Here is a 5,652-nt window from a genome sequence, read left to right on the forward strand (position 1 = left end):
GGCCCGGGCCGGGGCCGTGGCGGCCCGCGGACGGGGTGCCGCGGCCCCCCGGTAGCGTTACCCGCATGCGCATCGGAATGGCTCTCAACTACAGCGGCGGCTTCGCCGAGACGGCCGCGGAGGCCGCGGACCTCGAGCGGGCGGGGCTGGACATCGCGTTCGTCCCCGAGGCCTACTCGTTCGACGCGGTGAGCCAGCTCGGGTACCTCGCGGCTAAGACCTCGACCATGGAGCTGGCCTCGGGCATCCTGCAGATCTACACCCGCACACCCACCCTGACTGCCATGACCGCCGCCGGGCTGGACTTCGTCTCCGACGGCCGCTTCATCCTGGGCCTCGGCGCCTCCGGCCCGCAGGTCGTCGAGGGCTTCCACGGCGTGCGCTACGACGCGCCGCTGGGCCGCACGCGCGAGGTCATCGAGATCTGCCGCAAGGTGTGGCGCCGGGAGAAGCTCGTGCACGACGGGGCCAAGTACCAGATCCCGCTGCCCGCCGACCAGGGCACGGGCCTGGGCAAGCCGCTCAAGCTCATCAACCACCCGGTGCGCGAGAACATCCCGATCGTGCTGGCGGCGCTCGGGCCGAAGAACGTGCAGCTGGCCGCCGAGATCGCCGACGGCTGGCAGCCGATCTTCTTCCACCCCGAGAAGGCCCACCTCGCGTGGGGTGAGCCGCTGGCCAAGGGGCGTGAGAAGCGCGATCCCTCTCTCGGAAAGCTCGAGGTCTACGCCGGACCCCCGCTGGCGATCTGCGAGGAGAACGAGGTGCCGGGCTACCTGGACTTCGTGCGCCCGCACCTGGCCCTCTACATCGGTGGGATGGGCGCCCGCGGCAAGAACTTCTACAACGAGCTCGCGTGCCGCTACGGCTACGAGGACGAGGCCGCCCGCATCCAGGACCTGTACCTGGACGGCAAGAAGGACGAGGCCGCGGCCGCGGTGCCCGACGAGCTCGTCCGGTCGGTCTCGCTGATCGGCCCCGAGTCGTACGTGGCCGAGCGGGTCGAGGCGTTCCGCGAGGCCGGGGCCACCACCCTCACGGTCGTACCGATGGCGATGGACGCCCCCGGCCGGATCCGGCTGGTGGAGCGGTTCCGCGCGCTCTGCTGAACCCCTGGCACGACGAACGCCGGCACGACGAACGCCCCGCGGCGGTGGCTGCGGGGCGTTCGTCGTATCGGGAGTGGGGTATCGGGGGCGCGTCGCGCGGTCAGGTGAGGTCGACGACCACGTTCTTGAGCACGGGGGCGTCGTCCCGCTCGGCGGCCGTGGCCGCCACGAGCAGACGCGAGCCGTCCTCCCACACGCGGACGCGCATGGTCTCGCCGGGGAAGAAGATGCCGCCGAACGTCACGCCGTAGCCGCGGACCCGCTCGACGTCGCCGCCCAGGACCTCGTCCACGACGGCCCGCAGCACCATGCCGTAGGAGCACAGACCGTGGAGGATCGGGCGCGGGAACCCGGCCGCCTCGGCGAACGCGGGATCGGAGTGCAGGGGGTTGCGGTCCCCGCAGAGGCGGTAGAGCAGCGCCTGCTGGGGCAGGCTCGCGACCTCGATGGTGTGGTCGGCGTCCCGCTCGGGGTACTGCACCTTCTCGGAGGTCCCGCGCTCGCCACCGAAGCCTCCCTCGCCACGGGCGAAGATCCCGGATCGAGAGGTCCACAGCTTCTCACCCTCGGCGGAGACCGTCTCGGACTCCTGGATGATCACCGCGGCCGAACCCTTGTCCTGGATCTCGGCGATCCTGGTCGTGGTGACGGCGGTGCCGGCCGCGGGGATCGGGCGGTGCACCTCGACGGACTGGCTACCGTGCACGACCTTGGCCAGGTCGATCTCGACCCCGGGGAAGGACACCCGCGGCGCCTCCGTGACGTTCATCGTGGCGGCGACGGTGGCGAACGACGGCAACACCTTGGGATGCAGGTCGTCCACGTAGTCCAGCCCGGCGGTGTCCATGGGGTCCCCGGCCGCGCCGACTCCGAGTGCGTAGAGCGCAACGTCCGAGGCTGTCCAGGAGAACTCCTGCGAGGGAAGCTCGGCCCCCAGGGCAATCGAGAGGTCGATCGGCACGGTCAGACTCCCGTCTTGTCGGTGGTGGTCGGTCCGGTGGTGGTGGACCCGGCGGCGGCGCCGGCCAGCATGTGCTCGACCGCGAGGTACCCGAAGACCATCGCGGGGCCGATGGTCGCCCCGGGCCCGGCGTAGGTGTGGCCCATGACCGGCGACGACGCGTTGCCGGCGGCGTAGAGCCCCTGGATCACGGAGCCGTCCGAGCGGAGGACGCGGCCGTGGACGTCGGTGTTCGCCCCGCCCTTGGTCCCGAGGTCCCCGGGCACCATCTTGGCGGCGAAGAACGGTGCCTTGCGGACGGGACCGAGGCTCGGGTTGGGCTTGTTGGTGGGGTCGCCGTAGTAGTGGTCGTACCCCGAGACGCCCCGCTGGAAGTCCTCGTCCACGCCTCTCTCGGCGAAGCCGTTGAACCGGGCGGCCGTCTTCTCCAGCGCGTCCGCCGGGACGCCGATCAGTCCGGCGAGCTCGGCGAGCGTGTCGGCCTTGTGGAAGTTCTCCGTCTCGAGCCACTTCTTCGGCAGCGGCTGCTTCGCCTGCAGTCCGGCGAAGAGATACCGGTTCTTGTACTCCTGGTCGAAGATGATCCAGGCCGGGACGTTCTCGCCCTCGGCGCCCTGCTGGTCGGCGGGGGCCTGCCCGTACTCCCCGCCGTACATCCGGTGCCCGGCCTCGACGTACGGCAGCGACTCGTTCATGAACCGCTCGCCGCGCGAGTTGACGAGGAACGAACAGGGCAGCGAGCGCTCGGCGAGCGCGAACCACGGACCGCGGGGGAGCAGGATCGTGGGACCCCACCAGGCGTCCTCCATGAAGGCCAGTTCCGCCCCCACCTTCTCCATGTACTCGATCCCCTCGCCGGTGTTGCCGGCGGCGCCGACCGTCCACGAGGTGGGGATGGGCTGACGCTGGTACTTGTCCCGCATCTCCTGGTTGTGCTCGAACCCGCCCGAGCCGATGATCACGCCACGTCGGGCGCGGAGGGTCTGCTCCTCGCCGCCGCGGGTCACGGTGATGCCCACGACCCGCTCGTCCAACCCGCTGCCCTCGGTGACCAGACCGGTCATCGGCGTGTTGAGCCACACCGGGACACCCGCGTCCAGGAGGCCCTTGCGCATGGCGGCGATGAGCGCGCGGCCCATGCCCACCATGTTGGCCCCGCGGGCCTTCGCCAGCAGCATGCGCATCGTCACACGGACGGAGCGCCGGAAACCCTTGGTGGTGGGGCGCTGGAGGAGGTTGAGCCAGCGGTAGTCGGACTGCTTGACCACCATGTTCGCCGGAGCCTTGGCGTAGGGGGGCTCGAGCCGCGCGGCCTCGGAACCCAACTGGCGCAGGTCGAACGGCTTGGGCTCGACGGATCTGCCGCCGAGTCGTCCTCCCGGGGACTCGGGGTAGTAGTCCGAGTAGTCGACCACCCACTCCATCTCGAGGGGGGAGTTGGCGAGGACGAAGTCGAGGACCTCGGGGCCACGGTCGACGTACGCGTCGATCCGTTCCGGGGCCACGACGTCGCCGACGATCGCCCGGAGGTAGGTCCGGGCGGCCTCCGGGGTGTCCTGGACGCCGTCCCGTCGGAGGACGGAGTTCCCCGGGATCCACACGCCGCCGCCGGAACGGGCGGTGGAGCCGCCATAGTGCGGTGCTTTCTCCACGAGGACCACGCTGAGGCCCTTCTTCGCTGCTGCGAGGGCGGCCGTCATGCCTGCTCCACCGCTACCGACGACGACGACGTCGAACTCCTGGTCTGCCATGTAGAACACGTTATAGAACCGGGGGCTCGAGCGCCACACGGTCGAGGTAGCATCCCGGTCATGCTCAACGAGGAGACCCGCGCCACACTCGCCCAGCGACTCTGGGACGCCGAGGCCGACGTGGCGCCCATCGCGCCGCTCACCGACCACCATCCCGAGATGACCCCGGACGACGCGTTCGAGATCCAGCTCGTCAACATCCGCCGCAAGCTCGCCGCCGGCGCGGTGGTCACCGGACACAAGGTGGGTCTGGCCTCCAAGGCCATGCAGGAGATGATGGGCGTCGACGAACCCGACTACGGCCATCTCCTCGACACGATGGAGTACCCGGAGGGGGCGCCGGTCGAGGCTGCCCGGTTCTGCTTCCCGCGCGTCGAGGTCGAGGTGGGCTTCATCCTCGGCGCCGACATCCCGCCGGAGGGGTGCTCGCAGGAGGAGGCCGCCGCCGCCATCGAGTGGGTCGTGCCCTCGATCGAGCTGATCGACTCGCGCATCCGCGACTGGAAGATCACCCTGCCCGACACGATCGCCGACAACGCGTCGTCCTGCGGGTATGTCGTCGGGCAGCAGCGCGTGCGGCTGACGGACCTGGACGTCGCCGCGATCGATGCGACCCTCTACAAGAACGGCGAGTTCCTCGCGTCCGGCCGCTCCGACGCGGTCCTGGGCAACCCGCTCAATTCGGTGGGCTGGTTGGCCTCGACGGTCGCCAAGTTCGGCGTCCGCCTGCGCAAGGGAGACGTGATCCTGCCCGGCACCGCGATCCGCGCGATGGACGCCGCGCCCGGCGATTCCTTCCGCGCCGAGTTCGCGGGCCTGGGGGACGTGACCATGGAGTTCCGCTAGCGCGGGGGTGCAGCCAGTGCGGGGGTTCGGCTGCGGCGCTCACGTTCCCTCGGCCCTCGTCACGTCCGGTCCGTCGCCATCGCGCGACTGGCGGCCGCGGCCACCCTGGTGACCAGTGGCTCCAGTCGAGTGAGTGCCGCCCCGTCCGCCGCGCTAGCGGAGAGCGCCGCCACCGCTCGTGTTCCGCAGGCGCCGTCCTCGTCGTCGTCGAACACGGGTGCGGCCACGCAGTAGAGGCCGGGCGTGAGCTCGGCGCGATCCACCGATCGCCTTCTGCGCCGGATCTCCGCCAGCTCCACGGCGAGCGCATCCGGCGAGGTGAGCGTGGTGTCGGTCCAGGCGATCAGCGGGCCCTGCGACACCCGCTCGGCGGCGGCGTCGTCGAACGCCAACATCGCCTTCCCCACGCCGGTGCAATAGGCCGGCAGTCCGCCGCCGATCCGCGACGGTGACGGGATCGGCCGCGGACCGTGCAGCTTGTTGAGATACACCACCTCGTCACCGTGCAGCGTGGCCAGGTGCACCGTCGCCCGGGTCGCCTCGAAGAGGTGCGCGAGGAACGGTGTGAGTACGCGGCGGGTCCGCTCGTATGCCGGCGAGGCAGGAATCGGATCCAGCTCATGCACCAGCGGCCCCAGTCGATAGCGCTGGCCGATGCGCGTGACCGCATCGTTTCGCTCGAGTGCGGCCAGGAGGCGAAGGGTCGTGGACTTGGCCAGCCCGGCCTCGCGGGAGATCTCGCTCAGTGTCAGGCCGGTTCCCGCCGCCGTCACCCGCAGTACGTCGAAGGCGCGGTCGACGGGGGAGACGGGCGGTTCGGTCATGCGGTGAGTGTAGCGCGGAGGTCCGACATCGAGTGACGGGTGATTCGAACACTTGCGCTAGTGAGGTGGTGACGTTAGAGTAGTACGTATGTTCGATACAGGCGCCGCGGGGGGAGGTTGGTCGGTAATGAGTGCGACGACGACGAGTTCGGCGGCGTTCG

At 70.4% G+C, this 5,652-nt stretch carries 5 protein-coding genes; 2 read left to right on the forward strand and 3 right to left on the reverse strand.

The annotated features are described in order from the left end of the window. The first annotated feature begins 65 nt into the window (after nucleotides 1-65). Nucleotides 66-1,109, forward strand: a complete 1,044-nt coding sequence (locus G6020_RS09620; RefSeq protein ID WP_182610462.1) for an LLM class F420-dependent oxidoreductase — start codon at nucleotides 66-68, stop codon at nucleotides 1,107-1,109. Nucleotides 1,110-1,209: 100 nt separating this feature from the next. Here G6020_RS09620 and G6020_RS09625 read toward each other — a convergent pair whose 3' ends face one another. Continuing rightward, nucleotides 1,210-2,070, reverse strand: coding sequence for a MaoC/PaaZ C-terminal domain-containing protein (locus G6020_RS09625; protein ID WP_182610463.1), 861 nt, complete (start codon nucleotides 2,068-2,070; stop codon nucleotides 1,210-1,212). A 2-nt stretch (nucleotides 2,071-2,072) separates the two neighbouring features. Next, nucleotides 2,073-3,821 carry a 3-oxosteroid 1-dehydrogenase gene (gene kstD / locus G6020_RS09630; protein WP_182610464.1) on the reverse strand — a complete coding sequence of 583 codons (1,749 nt, stop codon included), beginning with the start codon at nucleotides 3,819-3,821 and terminating at the stop codon, nucleotides 2,073-2,075. 60 nt (nucleotides 3,822-3,881) lie between these two features. On the opposite strand from kstD, the gene G6020_RS09635 reads away from it, so the two are divergent. Then, nucleotides 3,882-4,667 (forward strand): 2-keto-4-pentenoate hydratase, encoded by a 786-nt coding sequence (locus G6020_RS09635; protein WP_182610465.1) that lies wholly within the window; start codon nucleotides 3,882-3,884, stop codon nucleotides 4,665-4,667. A gap of 59 nt (nucleotides 4,668-4,726) precedes the next feature. Here G6020_RS09635 and G6020_RS09640 read toward each other — a convergent pair whose 3' ends face one another. Beyond that, nucleotides 4,727-5,491 (reverse strand): IclR family transcriptional regulator, encoded by a 765-nt coding sequence (locus tag G6020_RS09640; RefSeq protein WP_182610466.1) that lies wholly within the window; start codon nucleotides 5,489-5,491, stop codon nucleotides 4,727-4,729. Nucleotides 5,492-5,652 lie beyond the last annotated feature (161 nt).

It is taken from the genome of Dietzia sp. B19 (genome assembly GCF_014145155.1).
Classification (GTDB): domain Bacteria; phylum Actinomycetota; class Actinomycetes; order Mycobacteriales; family Mycobacteriaceae; genus Dietzia; species Dietzia natronolimnaea.

Excerpts from the sequence above, each read along its gene's own strand:
- G6020_RS09620 (WP_182610462.1), top strand. The coding sequence starts at position 66 with ATGCGCATCGGAATGGCTCTCAACTACAGCGGCGGCTTCGCCGAGACG.
- G6020_RS09635 (WP_182610465.1), top strand. The coding sequence starts at position 3,882 with ATGCTCAACGAGGAGACCCGCGCCACACTCGCCCAGCGACTCTGGGAC.
- G6020_RS09640 (WP_182610466.1), bottom strand. The coding sequence starts at position 5,491 with ATGACCGAACCGCCCGTCTCCCCCGTCGACCGCGCCTTCGACGTACTG.
- kstD (WP_182610464.1), bottom strand. The coding sequence starts at position 3,821 with ATGGCAGACCAGGAGTTCGACGTCGTCGTCGTCGGTAGCGGTGGAGCA.